Source organism: Stenotrophomonas sp. STEN046, from assembly GCF_056759755.1.
Window position 1 is genome coordinate 1 of the sequence record NZ_JBRRDR010000021.1, and the last position, 16,492, is coordinate 16,492.

Sequence of the window (16,492 nt, forward strand, 5' to 3'; positions counted from 1 at the left end):
CACCCTGGGCGGCGGCGGGGCCCTCCCCGCCGCGCGCCCCCCGCGGCCGCTCTCCGGCCGGCCCGGGCCGCCCCCCGCGCTACCGTTCAATCCTCGTCGGTGCTGTCGGGCACGCTTTCTTCGCCGTCATCGTCCTGGTCGAAGCGCTGCTCGTGCACTGGGCCTGATGCCGGGCCGGCGGCCTTCAGCGGATGCGCGGCAATGCGCGCCTCGTAGTCCTGCACCAGCGCATCGCGTTGTGCTTCGCCCAGCTCCTGCCAATGGCAGTCCAGCAGCGCGCCTTCCAGCGAGTAGAGCAGGTTGAGACTGGGCTTGAAGCCGGCGCGCTTGACCTTGACGAAGGCGCCAACCGCACCGATGGCAACCAGGTCTTCGCGGCTGCGCAGGCCGACCTGGCGCAGCCACGCCGCACTTTTCGGGCCGATGTTGCGCAGCTTGACCGCGCTCATCCCAGAGCCTCGACGAACACCCGGGCGATGGCTTCCAGGCCAGCCTGGTCTTCGGCATCGAACCGGCCGACCTCGGGGCTGTCGATGTCGAACACACCGATCAGTTCATCGCCGCGCAGCAGCGGCACCACCAGTTCCGAGCGTGAGGCGGCATCGCAGGCGATGTGGCCGGGGAAAGCCTCCACATCCTCGATGCGCTGGGTGACACGCTGGCTGGCGGCCGCACCGCACACGCCCTTGTCCAGCGGAATGCGGACGCAGGCCGGCAGGCCCTGGAACGGACCGACCACCAGTTCCTTGCCGTCGTACAGGTAGAAGCCCACCCAGTTCAGGCCGGGCAGGGCGTGGTAGACCAGTGCAGCGAGGTTGGCCGCATTGGCGATGCGGTCCGACTCGCCGTAGACCAGGCCACGGGCCTGTTCCAGCAGCTGGGCGTATTGTTCCGGCTTGCTGCCGGTAAGCGAGGCATTGGCGAACATGGCCGCAGTCTAGCAAGCGTGCCGGGCCAGCGATAATGCAGGCTCCGTTGACCCGCTGGAACCTGTGATGCCCCTGCCTGCCACCGTGCCCCCGGCCCTGTTCGTGACCGGCACCGATACCGAGATCGGCAAGACCGCGTCCAGTACTGCGTTGCTGCACGCATTGCGGCGTCGCGGCCTGCGCGCGGTGGGCATGAAGCCGGTGGCCAGTGGCAGCCAGGACCAGGGGCACGGCCTGCGCAACGATGATGCCTTGGCCCTGCAGGCGGCCAGCCAGCCGACGCCCGACTATGCGGATCTGAACCCTTACGCGTTGCGGCAACCGCTGGCACCAGAACTGGCCGCGGCCGAGGATGGCGTGCGCATTGAGCTGGCACCGATCGTGGTCGCTTTCGAGCGCCTGCGCGCACAGGCCGATGTGGTGGTGGTCGAGGGCGTGGGCGGCTGGCTGGCGCCGCTGTCGGCGCAACTGGACCAGCTGGACCTGGTGCGCGCACTGCAGCTGCCGGTGGTGCTGGTGGTGGGCATGCGGCTGGGCTGTGTCAACCACGCGCGGCTGACGGCGCACGCCCTGCAGGCCAGCGGCGTGGACTGCCTGGGCTGGATCGGCAACCACATCGACCCATCGATGCAGCGCCAGGACGAGAACTTCGCGACGCTGCAGCAGCGCCTGCCGATGCCGTGCTGGGGACGGCTGCCGCATCTGCCGGGCGCCGATGGCGACGTGCTGAGCGCGCATCTGCACAGCGCGTGATGGTTGCGCCGGGCCATCAACCCACCGCCAGCTCCCGCGCGATCGCGCCCAGGCGCTCCACCGCGCTGATGAAGCGCGCATCGAGCGTCTGGCAGCACGACAGCCGCAGGCAATGGCGATAACGCGCGCCGCGTGAATACACCTGTCCCGGCATGAACACGATGTCCTCCTGCAGGGCCCGTTCGAACAGTTCGCCGGTCTCCACGCCCGGCAGTTCCAGCCACAGCAGGAAGCCCCCCTGCGGCTCGGTCGCGCAGGTTCCGGCCGGGAAATGCTCGGCGACCAGTTGCCGCAGGCGTCCGACCTGTTCGCGGTACAGCCGTCGCATGCGATGCAGGTGGTGCTCGTAACTGCCCGCTTCCAGATAGGCCGCCACGGCGTCGCCCAGCAGCTGCGGCTCGCCGCCGGTGGACTGGAATTTCAGCAGCGCGATGCGCTCTGCGAAACGCCCGCCGTCGAGCCAGCCGATCCGGTAATCGGGCGCCAGCGTTTTCGAGAAGCCACCCACCACCATCACCCAGCCGTCGCTGTCGAAGGCTTTGAGCAGCGGCGCTGGCGGTTCGCTGAACTGCAGCTCGGCATAGACCGCATCTTCGATCAGCGGCAGCCCGCGTGCATTGACCAGTTCGGCAAGGCGCTGCTTGGCGGCGATCGGCATGGTGCAGCCCAGTGGGTTGTGCACGGTGGGCATCACCACCAGCGCTGCCAGCGGTGTGTGCTCGAGCAACGATTCCAGCGCGTCCACATCCAGTCCGTGCTGCGGGTGGGTGGGCAGTTCGATCGGCTGCAGGCCTAGCGTGGTCAGCAAGGGGTACAGGTTGAAGTACGAGGGCGCCTCGATGCCGACGGCATCACCCGGCTGGGTAACGGCACGCAAGGCCAGCTGCAATGCTTCCATCGCGCCGTGGGTCAGCAGCAGGCGTTCGGCGTGGGTATGCAGGCCCAGGCGCGGGCCGCGCCGCACGATCTGCGCCAGCAGGCGTGGTGAACCGTTCGGGCGTGCGTAGGTTTCCACGGTCTGCAGGCCATGCCGCAGCACCTGCGCGGTGTGTCGTGCCAGCTGCGCACCCGGATAGAACTGCCGTCCGCGTGGGCCGGCAAAGGCAAGGTCGATCACCCCGGGCCGTCGCTGTGCTTCCAGTACACGCGCCATCAATACCTGTTGCAGCGGTGCAGTGGGGGCCGACGGAGCATCACGCAGTGAACGCTGCGGCGCCGAAAGCCGTGGCGCCACTTCGAAACCCGCCTTGGGCCGCGGAATCACCAGCCCGGCGTCTTCCAGCTGGCGATAAGCCGCAATCACGGTGTTCAGGCTGAGCTGCCGCTGCGACGCCATCTGCCGCAGCGAAGGCAATCGGCTGCCGACCGGCAGGCGGCCACCGTGGATGGCTTCGGCCAGCTCATCGGACAGCCGCTGGTAGCGGGGAGGAATCATCGAAGTGTTGTCTTCTGTATCCATCGAACTGGCCGACATCTGGCTCTGTACCCATGATGTCGCCGAGCCTAGCATGTGGCTGTCGGGCGGACCTGATCGGGGCCGCATCGATATTTCCCAAGCGCACGGCCCGGTGGCCGTGCGTCTTTTTCATGGTGAAGGTCGCGCCGGTTCAGCGCATCGGCACCAGCACCGGATCGCGCCGGTACAGCGCAGGGAACTGCTTGCCCAGCGCGGCCAGCTTGGGAGCGTCGTAGTAGCGGATGTACGCCGCCTGCGGGTAGTTGCTCATGTAGTTCTGGTGGTAGCTCTCGGCCGGATGGAAGCGCTGGCCGCTGCTTACCTGGGTGACGATCGGTGCGCGATAGCTGGCGGCCTGGCCCAGCTGGCTGATGTAGGCACGGCTGGCAGCCTGCTGCCGCGCATCGTCGCTGAAGATCGCCGAACGGTACTGGCTGCCATGGTCCGGGCCCTGGCGGTTGAGCTGGGTTGGATCATGTACCACCGAAAAGAACACCTGCATCAGCTGGCCATAGCTGACCTGGCGGGGGTCGTAGTCCACCTTCACCGCTTCGGCGTGACCGGTGCGCCCACCGGCCACCCGCTCGTAGCGCGCATCGGCAGCGCTGCCACCAATGTAGCCGGACACGGCGTTGCTAACGCCTTTGACGTGCTGGAACACACCCTGCACGCCCCAGAAGCAGCCACCGGCAAACACCACGCTGGCATGGGTGGCCTGATCGCCGAACGCCGCATCACCGGTGGGTGCAGGCAGGGCCCGCACCTGTGCACTGGCTTCAACCGGCGCGGCCATCGCCCCAGGGCCAACCAGCACTACGCCAGCCACCAGGGCGCTGGCTACCAGGCCAGCCACACCGGCGGCAATACCCTGTTCGAAGGAAAGCTTCATCGTGTCCTCCTGCTTCAACCAAAAGTGAAGGCATAGGCCTGCACGCCCGCATCGAGGAACTCGATTTCGAAGCGATGCGGGCCAACCGTGCCGTGCTGGCGGATCAACTGGTACAGGCGGTGTTCGTTGATGGTGCCGGTACCATCTGCGCCGACATCCGCACCGGCATCGGCGGCGGGCAGCGGCTTGCCATCCAGCCACACGCGGAAGCGCACCGGCTTGCCGTCCGCGCCGGGCGCCACGACCAGGTGCAGGTCGCGCGCATGGAACTGGAAGCCGATGCGGCCACCGGCCTGCTGCAACCGGGCAGCCTCGTCGTTGACGTTCCAGTGCCCGGCCAGGCCCCACTGGTTCAATGCCAGGGTGGCAGGCAAGGTGTAATCGAACGCGGCGTCGGCACGCTGCCCGCCCGGCGAGGCAAACTGCTCGGCGCGGGCATGCCCCAGGTAGGTTTCCGGCGAACGCAGGTTGCTCATGTCCGCCTGCGTGGCCACACCCTGCAGGTCGGCCGCAGCGGGGTCGGCCGGCGGTGGCAGATCGGTCTGCCCGGCTTCGGTCAGCAGGCGACGGATCACCTGTTCGGAATGGGCGTAGTTGCCTTCGCCGAACTGGTGGCCGCGGATGTTGCCCTGCGCGTCGACGAAATAGTGCGCGGGCCAGTAGCGGTTGTTGAACGCGCGCCAGATCGCATACTGGTTGTCCAGCGCCACCGGGTAGGTGACCTTCAGCTGCTGCACCGCCTTCATCACGTTGCGCGGGTCGCGCTCGAAGGCGAATTCCGGGGTGTGCACGCCGATCACCACCAGTCCATGGTCGCGATAGCGCTGCGCCCACTCGTGCACGAACGGCATCGCGCGCAGGCAGTTGATGCAGGAGTAGGTCCAGAAATCGACCAGCACCACCTTGCCGCGCAGGCTGGCGGCCGTCAGCGGTGGGCTGTTGAGCCAGCCGGTGGCACCGTCCAGTGCGGGCAGGGTGCCTTCCACCGGCAGTGGCGCATCGCCGCGTGCATCGGCGCCGGCCATCATCATCATCGGGGGTGCGGCCGGCTGCGCGCCGGGCACCGCATCCAGCAGCCCTTGTTCGATGCGTGCGGTACTGACGGCCGACAGGCGGGTCAGCAGGCCGGTGTCCCACCCCAGGCCGATCGCAACCACCGCCAGCAGCGCGGCAACACCCAGCACCCGGCGTACCACGTTGCCCAGCCCCAGGCGTGCCTGCAGCGCACGGAACACGCGCCCGCCAACCCAGACCGCCAGCGCCAGCGCAGTCACCGCGCCCAGTGCATAGGCCAGCAGCAACGAACTGGTGCCGACGCTGGCACCGTTCAGGGCCGCCCCGGTCAGCACCAGGCCGAGGATCGGGCCGGCACAGGGCGCCCACAGCAGCCCGGTGGCAACACCGATCAGCAGCGAGGTCCAGGCGCCGCCACGTCCCGCCGCATCGGCGGCATCGGCACGCGCGCTCAGGCGTGCGCCGAGCCGCTGGAACGGGGCGAGCAGGTGATCGGCAAGGGTCGGCCAGAGCAGCGCGACGGCGAACACGGCCATCAGTACCAACGCCACCCAGCGCCCGATCTGGTTGGCCTGGGCCACCCATTGGCTGCCGACGGCGGCCAGGCTGGCAACCACGGTGAAGGTCAACGCCATGCCCACCAGCAGGGGCAGGGTACTGCGCAGGAAGGGGCGGTCCGCGCGTGCGAACACGAACGGCAGCACCGGCAGGATGCACGGGCTGAGCAGGGTCAGCACACCACCAAGATAGGCCAGCAGCAACAGCAGCATCATCATGCTCCAGAGGTGGGGGAAGCGCCGAGCGGCACGCGCCAGCCACCGGCGGCGTCCTGTTGTGCAGCTCCCGGCGCGAAGGCCATTGCCACGCCGTTCATGCAGTAGCGCAGCCCGGTGGGACGCGGGCCGTCGTTGAAGACGTGGCCGAGGTGGCCGCCGCAGCGGCGGCAATGCGCTTCCACCCGCAACATGCCGAAGGTGGTATCGCGGTCCTCGCCGACCGCGTTGTGCAGCGGTGCCCAGAAGCTGGGCCAGCCGGTGCCGCTGTCGAACTTGGTGGACGAGGAGAACAGCGGCAGTGCGCAGCCGGCACAGCTGAAGGTGCCTTGCCGGTGCTCCTTGTCCAGCGGGCTGCTCCACGGTCGTTCGGTGGCCTGCTGGCGCAGCACCGCGTACTGGGCCGGGGTCAGCAGGCGCCGCCATTCGGCATCGCTGCGGCTGACCTCGAACTGTCGCGATGGGCGCGCCGCGGCCGAGGCCTGTTCGGCCCGGCTGCACGCGCCCAGGCCGAGCAGGCCGGCAGCGCCGGCAAGCCCCCCCAGGCCCAGCAGGTGGCGGCGGGTAAGGGACATGGCGGACTCCTGGAAGGGATGACGTGGCCATGCTGCGCCCGCGGCGATCAACGAATCCTCACGCAGGATTCAATTTTCCGTGAGGTATCGCGGCCGCTCCCGCGCCACAATGCGGGCAGCCCCCACTGGCGAAGCCCTGCCGATGTCCAGCAAACGTGTCCTGATCGTTGAAGACGATGCCCATATCGCCGACCTGCTGCGCATGCATCTGGCTGACGAGGGCTATGAAGTCGCGCACGCCGCCAGCGGCGATGCCGGCCTGCGCCTGATCGAACAGGAAGGACCGTGGGATGCACTGGTGCTGGATGTGATGCTGCCGGGCGTGGATGGGCTGCAGGTCTGCCAGCGCGCACGCGCGATGGCGCGTTACGTGCCGATCATCATCATCAGCGCCCGCGGCAGTGAAACCCAGCGCATCGTCGGTCTGGAACTGGGCGCGGACGACTATCTGGCCAAGCCCTTCTCGATGCCGGAACTGGTGGCCCGGGTGCGTGCGCTGCTGCGTCGCGCCGAGGCGATGGCACAGAACGCGCGTATCGATGCCGGCGCGATCGAACTGGGCGGCCTGCGGCTGGACCCGGTCGCGCGCACGGCATCGGTCGACGGCGCCGCGCTGGAGCTGACCCCGCGTGAGTTCGAACTGCTGCTGTTCTTTGCCCGCCACCCGGACCAGGTGTTCGCGCGCATGGAACTGCTGAACCAGGTGTGGGGTTACCAGCACGATGGCTACGAGCACACCGTCAACACCCACATCAACCGCCTGCGCAGCAAGATCGAACCGGACCCGGCCAACCCCCGCCGGCTGCTCACGGTGTGGGGGCGTGGCTACAAGCTGGTCGACCCGGCAGGGGCGTCGGCATGATCAAGCCGAACCTGTGGCAGAAACTGGCGCTGGTGATGTCGGCGCTGATGCTGACGTGCTGCATGGCGCTGCTGGCCTGGCAGATGCGCACCAACACCCGGCACGAGCAGGAAGTGGTGCAGCGCCTGTCGCTGGGCCTTGCCGAGCACATCGCCCAACGCAGCGAACTGATGGACACCAGCGGCATGCGGGATGCGGCGGTGCGCGCGCTGTTCGGCCAGCTGATGGCGGTCAATCCCAGTGTCGAGGTGTACCTGCTGGACGACCAGGGCCGCATCCTCGGCCACGATGCACCCAGCGGCCATCTGCTGCGCAGCCAGGTGGACGTGACGCCGCTGCAGCGCCTGCTGTCTGGCGCGCCGCTGCCGATCCTCGGCGACGACCCGCGCAGTGCCGATGGCCGCAAGGTGTTCAGCGTTGCGCCGCTGGTGGTGCAGGGCCGGCAGGCGGGCTATGTCTACGTAGTGCTGGTGGGCGAGCACCGGCAGATGCTGGCCGATGACCTCGCCGCCAGCGGGCAGTGGCGCACGACGTTGTGGTCGGTACTGCTGATCGGTGGCCTGGGGCTGCTGGCCGGGCTGGTGGCGTTCTACTGGGTGACCCGCCCGTTGCGCCAGTTGACCCGTCGCATCCAGGCGTTCGATATCGATGCACCCACGCCGCTGCCAGCGCCCACGCCGCTGCGCGCCGGTGAACGCGATGAACTGAAGATCCTCGAACATGCCCATGCGCAGATGGCGCAACGGCTGGGTGAGCAATGGCAGCAGCTGCGGCAGCAGGACCTGCAGCGCCGCGAGCTGGTGGCCAACATTTCCCATGACCTGCGCACGCCGTTGTCATCGCTGCATGGCTATCTGGAAACGCTGGCGTTGAAGGAAGCCACGTTGTCGCCTGAAGAACGCCGCCGCTATCTCGGCATTGCGCTGGCACAGAGTGCCAAGGTCGGGCGCCTGGCCCGCGCGCTGTTCGAACTGGCACGGCTGGAGCACGGCGAGGTGCGGCTGGAGTGGGAAGTGTTCGCGCTGACCGAACTGCTGCAGGACGTGCTGCAGAAATTCGAACTGGCCGCGCAGGCCCGCGGGCAGCGCCTGCATGCCGATTTCCCGCCCGGGCTGCCGCTGGTGCGTGCGGACCTGGGGCTGGTGGAGCGGGTGCTGACCAACCTGCTCGACAATGCGCTGCGCCACGCGCCCGAGGGCGGCAACGTGGTAGTGCGGCTGGCCGCGCTGAGCGACAGCGTGCAGGTGACGGTGCAGGACGATGGCCCCGGCGTTGCCCCGGCACTGCGTGCGCAGCTGTTCCAGGCACCTGCCGCACTGGGGGCGCGGCGCGGCGAAAACGGCGGGCTCGGCCTGCTGATCGTGCAGCGAATCGTGCAGCTGCATGGCCGCCGCATTGAACTGCGTGACAGTGAACACGGCGCGCTGTTCGTGTTCGCCTTGCCACGCGCGGATGCCGACGCGAACTAGGTCGCTTCGGCAGCGGGCGCGACGCCGCTTTCCATCGGCAGCAGCAAACGGATGCAGGCACCGCCGAGCACCGAGTCGACCACTTCGACATGGCCGCCGTGCTTGTCCGCCACCACCTGCACCAGTGCCAGCCCCAGCCCGAAGCCGGGGCTGGCCGGGTCCAGCCGCACGTAGGGCTGCAGGACCTGGCTGCGCAGTTCGGCGGCGATGCCGGGGCCGTCATCCTCCACCTGCAGGCACAGCCAGCCCTCATTGAGCGTGCTGGTGATGCGGATCTGGCGGCGTGCATAGCGCAGTGCGTTGCCCAGCAGGTTGCGCAGCGCAAGTTCCAGCATGTGCCGGTTGACGTTGACCAGCCCGGCCGGCGATAGCTCCTGCTGTACCGGTATCGACAGCGGCGCGTACTGGTCGACCACGCCGCGGACAAGCGCCGACAGCTGCAGCCGCTGGCGGGTGAGCTGGTGGCAGCGGCCGAGAGCGGCGTACTCCACACCGGCATCGGTCAGGTGCTGCAGGCGGTCGACGTCGATGCGCAGGCCCGAAAGGGCGTCGCGCTGGCCTTCATCCAGCCCGGTTTCTTCCAGATCCGCCAGGCCGAAGCGCATCCGCGCCAGCGGCGTGCGTACTTCATGGGCCACCGCCTGGGCCAGCACGCGCTGGCTTTCCAGCAGCAACTGCAGCTGTTCGGCCATGTGGTTGAAGGCCTTGGCCAACGGCCGCACCAGCGCGGTGCCGGCACGCGGTGCACGACTCTCCAGCTGGCCATCGCGCATCCGTCGCGCGGTCTGCGCCAGCCGCGAGACATCGCGCCACAGCCGGTACACCATCACGTACATCGGCAGCGCCACCGCCACCATCAGGATCAGCAGGATGATGGCCACGCCGGACGCTTCGCTGTCCTGCCAGCTTTCCTCGGGCAGGGCCTGGTCCAACGGCCCGATCACCACGGCACTGTTGCTGCTGCCGATACGCTGCAGGCTGAGCATGTGCTCCAATTCGATCTGTACCCGGCCCTTGTACAACGCCTGCTGCTGGCTGCTGCTCAGCTGGGCGGCAGCCTCGGCCAGCGGCATCAGCCGCAGCGGATAGGCGAAGTCGACATCCAGCTGCCGTGTCAGCGCCTTCCACTGCGCGGGCGGCGTTTCGGCAAAGCGGTGCTGCAGCAGCGCGTGGGTACCGCGCATTTCCGCCTGCAGGCTGGCCTCGGTACGGTCTTCCAGCAGCGCGTCCCAGGCCCACAGGCCCAGCACGATCAGCAGCAGGTGGGCGATCAGGAAGCCGATGCCGTAGCGCAGGAAGTGGAAGGCATGGCCGCGCATGGCCGACGAGGTGTGCTTCATCCCCATGCCGAACGACTGAACAGGTAGCCGCGGCCGCGTACGGTCTTGATCCGTTCGGGCTGTTCCGGATTGTCGCCCAGCTTGCGGCGCAGGCGCGAGATGCGCGCATCGATCGAGCGGTCCAGGCCGTCGAAGGCGATGCCGCGCAGTCCACGCAGCAGCGCGTCGCGGTCGAGGATCTGGCCGGCATTGCTGGCCAGCAGGAACAACAGGTCGAATTCTGCGGTGGTCAATTCCAGCAGGCGGCCCTGCAGATGCACGTTGCGGGTGGACGGGTCGATGCTCAGCTCACCGAAACGCAGCGCGCCATCGCGGGGCTCGACCCGGCGATGGCGGCGCAGGTGGGCGCGCAGCCGCGCCAGCAGTACGCGCGGCTCGATCGGCTTGCCGATGTAGTCGTCGGCGCCCAGTTCCAGGCCCAGCACCTGGTCGATGTTGTCGGTGCGGGCGCTCAGTACGCAGATGATGCCGTCGTAGTGGGGCCGGATCTGCCGACACACTTCGAAACCATCCTGGCCGGGAAGGCCGATGTCGAGCAGGACCAGCGCCGGCTTTTCGCTCAGGATCCGCGCGATGGCGCGCTCGCCGCAGCGCTCGTGGGCAACCTGGTAGCCGTGCCGCTGCAGGTAGTCGCTGACCATCGTGCCCAGCCGGGCGTCGTCTTCGACAAGTACGATATCCAGCATTTGCAGGGCCTCCATCGGCATTACCGTACCGCCGTGGCACGAGCGCGGCGATGCTATCCCAGCTGTCGGGCCGCCCGGGTCCTGGGGGCGGGCGCCATTCAGCCGGGGTTGCTGGCGCGCCGGCCGGGGTGCATGCCCGGCAAAGGCTTGGCCGCAGGATAGCCAGCGGCGTGTTACAAAACGTTACGCAACACCTGCCTGCGGTGACCGTCGCTGACAGCAACGCGACTGACGGCTGGCGCGCCCGGGCGGAGCATGGCAGGCCTCTCCCCACGCGTGCCGCCACCATGCCGTCCGCCTCCCGCTCCCCGCGCACCCCCGACTGCCATCGCCCCGGAGCCGTTCGATGAGCGGCGTGGTCGGCGCATGGTTGCCGCCCGCCGACGATGAGCAGTTGCTCCAGCAGCTGGCCCCCATGCTGCGCGCATTGCAGCAGCGCGGCCGCGGGCGGATCGGCTACTGGACCGATGCGGAATCCGGGCTGGCCCTGGGCCATTGCCGTGCACCGGCCGACATGCCGTTGCAGCCGCTCAGTTCAAGCTGTGGGCGCTATGTGCTGTGCCTGGATGGGCGCATCTACAACGCGGCCGCGCTGCGTTCACAGCTGCGCGATCTGCCGCGCAGCTGCACCGATGCGCGCCTGCTGCTGCACGCGATTGTCGAATGGGGAGTACAGCGTGCGCTGTCGCGCGTCGAAGGCGCCTTCGCCTTCAGCGTATGGGACCGGCATGCGCATGAGCTGTGGCTTGCGCGCGATCCGGTCGGCGAGCGGCCGCTGTACTACGGGTGGTACCAGGGGCAGTTCCTGTTCGCTTCGGAACTGAAGGCGCTGCAGGCCTTCGCCGGCTTCGCTCCCAGCATCGACCAGGACGCGTTGAGCCTGCTGCTGCGGCATGACTACGTGCCAGCGCCACACACGATCTACCGCGGCATCCATAAACTGGTGGCCGGGGCGATGCTGCGGGTGGATCTGAAGGATCATGCCGCCGGCGGTTCGACGCAGGCGGCACAGGGTGGCCATCGCTACTGGTGCGCCCGCGATGCGATGCAGTCGGCGCTGCAGCAGCCGCTGCAACCGGCGCCCAGCCTGGACCAGGCCACCGACCAGCTGGAGGTGATCCTGCAGCAGGCTGTGGCCGCGCGCATGCACTCGCCGCTGGCCTGTGGCGCATTCCTGTCCGGCGGCACCGATTCGTCGCTGGTGGTGGCGATGATGCAGGCGCAATCTGCATTGCCGATCGAAGCGTGGACGGTGGGTTTCGACGATTCAGGCCACGACGAGAGCGAGTGGGCCTCGCAGGTGGCCCGCCACCTGGGCGTACACCATCACCTGCACCGGATGGACAGCCGCCAGGGGCTTGATCTGCTGCAGCGGCTGCCGCAGGTCTGGTGCGAACCGTTTGCCGATGCTTCGCAGCTGCCCACGCTGCTGGCCAGCGAGCTGCTGGGCGCGCGCAAGCCGGTGGCGCTGACCGGTGATGGTGGTGATGAGTTGTTCTTCGGCCACCCGAGCTATGGCCGCGCATTGCGCAATGCGCGCCTGTGCGGTGGCCTGCCGGACTGGGTGCGCGATCTTGCCCGGCGCGGCAGCAGCCGCTTGAACGTCGAGCGCGGCCGCCTTGGCGGGTGGCGCGCATTGGTGGCCGAGGTGGCTGCAAACGATGTGGAAGGCCATTACCTGCAGCGCGTCACCCGCTGGCGGCAGCCCACCCAGGTGGTGCTGGGGGCGCGCGAACCGGCGACCCTCTTCCAGCAGCAGGACACCGCATTGCCGGCCGAAGCGCGCATCCAGCTGCTGGATTTCCGCATGGACCTGGCCGAAGGCATCCTGGCCAAGGTCGACCGTGCAGGCATGGCGTCGGGCGTGGAGACACGTTCGCCGCTGCTGGACATGGAGGTGGTGCGCCTGGCCTGGCGCCTGCCGCAGCATCTGAAATACCACGATGGCGAGCACAAGCGGATCCTCAAGCACCTGCTGTCGCGTTACCTGCCCGCACCGCTGGTGTATCGGCCCAAGCGGGGTTTCGGCCCGCCGATGGCACGCTGGCTGGCCGGTCCACTGCGCGACTGGGCCGAAGCGTTGCTGGACCCGCAACTGCTGCGCAACCAGGGCTGCTTCGATGTCGTGCGCGTACGTGCGATCTGGGAGGCGTTCCTGCGTGGTGAACGCAAGTGGCACACCCACCTGTGGAACGTGCTGATGTTCCAGGCCTGGCACCAGCATTGGCACGCCAATCGCGGGCGCTGACGCAGCGTTGCGCCCGTCGGGCATGGCCCGGTACTACGGCCGGATAGCAGGCAAAAAAAGACCCGGCAGAGGGAGGGATCTGCCGGGTCCGGATTGCATGGGGGGAGGGACCCATGCAATGAGCGTGGGCGTCGCGTCAGTGGCTGTCGCCAATCGCATGCGCCGTGCATTTGCTTGATGCAATGCAGCATACGCCGATCATGCGGCAATGCAACAAAATTGATGAACGCGCCCTCACTGACCTGGAAATACGTTTCAGATCAGTTGGTTGTCAGGCGGTCGGGCCGCGGTAGCGGCAGCCGGACGTGCAGGTCTCATGCACGGTGATTTCGCTCAGGGCCGGCAGTAGCGGCTTCAGCTCGGCCCAGATCCACACCGCCAGGTTCTCGCTGGTCGGGTTTTCCAGGCCGGGGATGTCGTTGAGGTAGTGGTGGTCCAGGCGGTCGTAGATCGGCTGGAAGGCCGCCTTCACATCGCCGAAGTCCATGATCCAGCCGGTCTGCGCACCGGGCTCGCCCTCGACTTTCAGTTCCACCCGGAACGAATGCCCGTGCAGGCGCGCGCACTTGTGCCCCGGCGGCACATTGGGAAGGCGGTGCGCCGCCTCGAGCATGAAGACTTTGAAGATTTCCATGCCGCGATTGTACGCCGCAGGACGACGCTGGGCCCGGCCCGGCGTTCGGTTTCCGTGAAGAAATTCTTTCCATCCGGATGAAGAGATGATAGTTTCTCTTATATCCGTATGAAGAGATGTTATTGGCCGGATCCCGGCCAGGCATGGATTACTGCGGAACTTACCTCGTCCTTCCACTACCTCCCCCACATCGTCATGCCCCAGCACACCCTGCTTGTGGCGGCCCTGGCCGTCGCTCTGGCCGCGCCTTTGTCTGCCGCCGCCGAAACCACCGCCGATGCCAATGGCGAGGCCAGCACCCTGGCCGCCGTGCGCGTCACCGGTTCCAACATCAAGCGCGCCGATACCGAGGCGTCCAACCCGGTGCAGGTGATCGCCCGCCAGCAGCTGGAACAGACCGGCAAGGCCACCGTCGCCGATGTCCTGCGTTCGATCTCGGCCAACACCGGCAACGCCAGCAACGAAACCACCAACAACGGCTGGGCCTCGGGCTCGGCCGGCATCGGCCTGCGCGGACTCTCGCAGAAGAACACGCTGGTGCTGCTCAATGGCCGTCGCCTGGCCAACTACGGCTTCCCGGCCGGTGGCCTGTCGGACACCTTCGTTGATCTCAATGCGCTGCCGCTGGTCGCCGTCGAACGCATCGAAGTGCTCAAGGATGGTGCCTCGGCCGTGTACGGTTCCGATGCAGTCGCTGGCGTGGTCAACATCATCACCCGGCAGAATTTCGAAGGGGCCGAGATCGGTGGCAGCTTCGGCGGCGCCGACCAGGGCGGCCTGCACGAGCAGAACCTGAAATTCGTCGGTGGCCTCGGCGACATCGACAAGGACGGCTACAACATCCTCTTCAGCCTGCAGGCCTACAACCGTGAGCGCCTGGACCAGGACGAGCGCAACCTGACCAAGAGCGGCATCTACAGCGACCAGCCCGGCGGCCGCTGGAACGGTTGGTCGGCCAAGGGCGCGCGCTACCTGGTCAACGGCGCCTCGGTGCCGATGCTCGATGCCAACGGCAACTGCCCCACCGGCACCACCCGCGTGGCCAGTGCACCGATCGACGGCCTGGCCGGCGATACCTGTGGCTTCAACCAGGCGCCGTACACCACGCTGATTCCCTCCACCAAGCGCTACCAGGCGTATGCCAACGGCACCTTCCGGCTGGGCGACAACGCCGAAGCCTTCGGCGAAGTGCTGTACAGCCAGATCAAGAGTGCCGCCTGGTTCGGCAGCAGCCCGTTCTTCACCCTGGAAAGCGGGCGCTTCGCACTGAACGCCCAGACCGGCCTGGCCGAGCCGGTGTCATCCAACCTGCCGGCCAGCAGCCCCTACAACCCGTATGGCCGCGCGGTACCGATCGAGTACACCTTCTTCGACCTCGGCGGCACCATCAAGACCAACCGCTCCACCGCCTATCGCGGCGTGTTCGGCCTGCGCGGCAACACCGAAAAATGGGACTGGGAAGTGGCCGCCTTCGGCGCGCGCAGCAGCGAGCGCGAAAGCGTCTCCGGCGGCTTCGCCAACCGCTGGGCCTTGGCCAATGCGCTGGCCAGCGGCAGCTACAACCTGCTGAACCCGGCGGCCACGCCGCAGTCGGTACGCGATTCGATCAACATCGCCACCCTGCGCCCGGCCGAGTCGGTGCTGCAGGGCATCGATGCGAAGATCTCCGGCAGCCTCGGCCATACCTGGGCCGGCGACATCGGTTTCGCCGCCGGTGCCGAATGGCGGCGCGAGAAGCTGGATTCCAACAATCCGTGGCAGATCGATGCCGGCCTGCAGGTACGCCCGGCCATCGCCGAAGTGCATGGCGAACGCAAGGTCAGCGCGGCATACGCCGAGGTCAACGTGCCGCTGGCATCGACCCTGGAACTGTCGGCCGCCGCGCGTGCCGACCATTACGATGACTTCGGTGACGCGTTCTCGCCCAAGCTTGGCCTGCGCTGGCAGCCGCTGGATTTCCTGCTGGTGCGCGCTTCTGCATCGAAGGGCTTCCGTGCACCGTCGTTGTCGGAAAACTCCAACAGCACCAGCATCGCCTACGGCAGCGTGGTCGATCCGCGTGATCCGGACGTGCCGGGCTCGCGACAGAACCCGACCTTCTTCACCGTCGGCAACAGCGAACTGAAGCCGGAGCGCACCAAGAGCCTGAACTTCGGCGTGGTGCTGTCGCCATGGGAGAACACCAACCTCAGCATCGACTACTACCGTATCCAGCTGGACAACCTTGTCGGTACCAACAACACCCAGACGCTGGTCAACGACAACGTCGCCGGTGCGGTGCAGCGCGATGAGCGCGGCAAGCTGCAGGCGGTGTTCAACCGCTACCAGAACCTGAGCGAGCTGAAGACCTCGGGCATCGACGTCGAGCTGCGCCAGCGCATCCCGACCACCGCCCTCGGTGATTTCACCGTGACCTCGGCCTATACCCACGTGCGCGACTATCGCCGCCCGACCGTGGTCGGTGGCCCGCTGGTGGATTATGCCGGCAGCAACCTCGGTGCCACCCTGCCGAAGAACAAGGCCACCACCACCCTGGACTGGAAGTACAGCGACTACACCGCCGCGGTCACCTGGTACTACACCAGCGGCTACGACCAGAAGGCCAGCACCGCCGCCGCGGCCGTGCAGGACCGCGTCGATGCGTACAACCAGTTCGACCTGTACCTGGGCTACACCGGCATCGACAACCTGACCGTGTACGCCAAGGTGCAGAACCTGGGTGACAAGACGCCGCCGTACGACGCGTCGTTCCCGGGCATCCGTGCGCCGTACGACTTCAGCCAGTACGACCTGCGTGGCCGCTACTTCACGCTGGGTTTCGACTACCGCTTCTGATTCACCGCACACGACCGGTCGCCATGCGC

Annotated in this window: 14 protein-coding genes; 5 read left to right on the forward strand and 9 right to left on the reverse strand. The window is 67.7% G+C overall.

Annotated elements, in window-relative coordinates; translation table 11 throughout:
- Nucleotides 1–86: 86 nt before the first annotated feature.
- A complete protein-coding gene (locus ACVOLJ_RS11515; protein WP_475279375.1) occupies nucleotides 87–449 on the reverse strand; it encodes a TfoX/Sxy family protein in 363 nt (120 codons plus the stop codon).
- On the reverse strand, nucleotides 446–928 hold the full coding sequence (locus ACVOLJ_RS11520) for a GAF domain-containing protein (protein ID WP_475279374.1): 483 nt from the start codon (nucleotides 926–928) through the stop codon (nucleotides 446–448). Before ACVOLJ_RS11520 ends, ACVOLJ_RS11515 begins: the two co-directional genes overlap by 4 nt.
- A gap of 67 nt (nucleotides 929–995) precedes the next feature.
- On the opposite strand from ACVOLJ_RS11520, the gene bioD reads away from it, so the two are divergent.
- Entirely contained in the window at nucleotides 996–1,682 is a 687-nt protein-coding gene (bioD, locus tag ACVOLJ_RS11525) for a dethiobiotin synthase (protein ID WP_481564163.1), read from the forward strand.
- Nucleotides 1,683–1,698: 16 nt separating this feature from the next.
- On the opposite strand, the gene ACVOLJ_RS11530 is transcribed toward bioD, so the two are convergent.
- The 4 genes from ACVOLJ_RS11530 to msrB all read right to left on the reverse strand — a co-directional run bounded on the left by ACVOLJ_RS11530 (nucleotide 1,699) and on the right by msrB (nucleotide 6,389).
- The gene (locus ACVOLJ_RS11530) at nucleotides 1,699–3,141 is read right to left on the reverse strand and encodes an aminotransferase-like domain-containing protein (protein WP_481564164.1); all 1,443 of its coding nucleotides are present in this window, start codon (nucleotides 3,139–3,141) and stop codon (nucleotides 1,699–1,701) included.
- 148 nt (nucleotides 3,142–3,289) lie between these two features.
- Nucleotides 3,290–4,027, reverse strand: a complete 738-nt coding sequence (gene msrA, locus ACVOLJ_RS11535) for a peptide-methionine (S)-S-oxide reductase MsrA (protein ID WP_481564165.1) — start codon at nucleotides 4,025–4,027, stop codon at nucleotides 3,290–3,292.
- 14 nt (nucleotides 4,028–4,041) lie between these two features.
- The gene (locus tag ACVOLJ_RS11540; RefSeq protein ID WP_475279370.1) at nucleotides 4,042–5,811 is read right to left on the reverse strand and encodes a cytochrome c biogenesis protein DipZ; all 1,770 of its coding nucleotides are present in this window, start codon (nucleotides 5,809–5,811) and stop codon (nucleotides 4,042–4,044) included.
- Between the two features lie 2 nt (nucleotides 5,812–5,813).
- A complete protein-coding gene (gene msrB / locus ACVOLJ_RS11545; protein ID WP_481564166.1) occupies nucleotides 5,814–6,389 on the reverse strand; it encodes a peptide-methionine (R)-S-oxide reductase MsrB in 576 nt (191 codons plus the stop codon).
- Nucleotides 6,390–6,531: 142 nt separating this feature from the next.
- Between msrB and ACVOLJ_RS11550 the strand changes: the two genes are divergently transcribed.
- Both ACVOLJ_RS11550 and ACVOLJ_RS11555 read left to right on the forward strand, forming a co-directional pair.
- The gene (locus ACVOLJ_RS11550; protein WP_475279368.1) at nucleotides 6,532–7,251 is read left to right on the forward strand and encodes a response regulator transcription factor; all 720 of its coding nucleotides are present in this window, start codon (nucleotides 6,532–6,534) and stop codon (nucleotides 7,249–7,251) included.
- A complete protein-coding gene (locus ACVOLJ_RS11555) occupies nucleotides 7,248–8,720 on the forward strand; it encodes a sensor histidine kinase (protein ID WP_481564167.1) in 1,473 nt (490 codons plus the stop codon). The genes ACVOLJ_RS11550 and ACVOLJ_RS11555 overlap by 4 nt, the downstream gene beginning before the upstream one ends.
- Here ACVOLJ_RS11555 and ACVOLJ_RS11560 read toward each other — a convergent pair.
- Together ACVOLJ_RS11560 and ACVOLJ_RS11565 are read right to left on the reverse strand one after the other, a co-directional pair.
- Complete coding sequence (locus ACVOLJ_RS11560) at nucleotides 8,717–10,060, reverse strand: ATP-binding protein (RefSeq protein WP_481564168.1); 1,344 nt, start codon at nucleotides 10,058–10,060, stop codon at nucleotides 8,717–8,719. The genes ACVOLJ_RS11555 and ACVOLJ_RS11560 overlap by 4 nt on opposite strands.
- A complete protein-coding gene (locus ACVOLJ_RS11565) occupies nucleotides 10,057–10,746 on the reverse strand; it encodes a winged helix-turn-helix domain-containing protein (protein ID WP_475279528.1) in 690 nt (229 codons plus the stop codon). Before ACVOLJ_RS11565 ends, ACVOLJ_RS11560 begins: the two co-directional genes overlap by 4 nt.
- A gap of 346 nt (nucleotides 10,747–11,092) precedes the next feature.
- Between ACVOLJ_RS11565 and asnB the strand changes: the two genes are divergently transcribed.
- Nucleotides 11,093–12,994 carry an asparagine synthase (glutamine-hydrolyzing) gene (gene asnB / locus ACVOLJ_RS11570; protein WP_481564169.1) on the forward strand — a complete coding sequence of 634 codons (1,902 nt, stop codon included), beginning with the start codon at nucleotides 11,093–11,095 and terminating at the stop codon, nucleotides 12,992–12,994.
- Between the two features lie 271 nt (nucleotides 12,995–13,265).
- Here the strand turns inward: asnB and queD are convergent, their stop codons facing one another.
- Nucleotides 13,266–13,628 (reverse strand): 6-carboxytetrahydropterin synthase QueD, encoded by a 363-nt coding sequence (gene queD, locus ACVOLJ_RS11575; protein ID WP_475279364.1) that lies wholly within the window; start codon nucleotides 13,626–13,628, stop codon nucleotides 13,266–13,268.
- 195 nt (nucleotides 13,629–13,823) lie between these two features.
- Between queD and ACVOLJ_RS11580 the strand changes: the two genes are divergently transcribed.
- A complete protein-coding gene (locus ACVOLJ_RS11580) occupies nucleotides 13,824–16,463 on the forward strand; it encodes a TonB-dependent receptor (RefSeq protein ID WP_481564170.1) in 2,640 nt (879 codons plus the stop codon).
- The last annotated feature ends 29 nt before the right edge of the window (nucleotides 16,464–16,492 follow it).